This is a genomic window from Flavobacterium sp. UMI-01, assembly GCF_019656315.1.
Classification (GTDB): Bacteria; Bacteroidota; Bacteroidia; order Flavobacteriales; family Flavobacteriaceae; genus Flavobacterium.
Window position 1 is genome coordinate 1 of the sequence record NZ_BPLU01000030.1, and the last position, 328, is coordinate 328.

Consider the following 328-nt stretch of genomic DNA (forward strand, 5'->3'; position numbering starts at 1 on the left):
CTACTAATTCGGGTTGTACTGCTACAGGGGTAAGTCTTGGAACTCCAACAACAGCTGATAATTGCGGGGTAATTTCGGTAACTAATAATGCACCTAGTGTTTTCCCTTTAGGAAATACAACCGTAACTTGGACCGTAACGGATGCTGCTGGAAATTCCGCTACTGCAACTCAAACCGTAACAGTAACCGACAATGTTAATCCAACTATCACAGCTCCTGCCAATGTAAGTGCTACTACTAATTCGGGTTGTACTGCTACAGGGGTAAGTCTTGGAACTCCAACAACAGCTGATAATTGCGGGGTAATTTCGGTAACTAATAATGCACC

Annotated in this window: 1 protein-coding gene; it reads left to right on the forward strand. The window is 43.6% G+C overall.

Features of this window, described 5'->3' with window-relative positions; translation table 11 throughout:
• The coding region (locus K5R64_RS10165; RefSeq protein WP_220763206.1) for an HYR domain-containing protein at positions 1–328 on the forward strand (328 nt) is incomplete at both ends.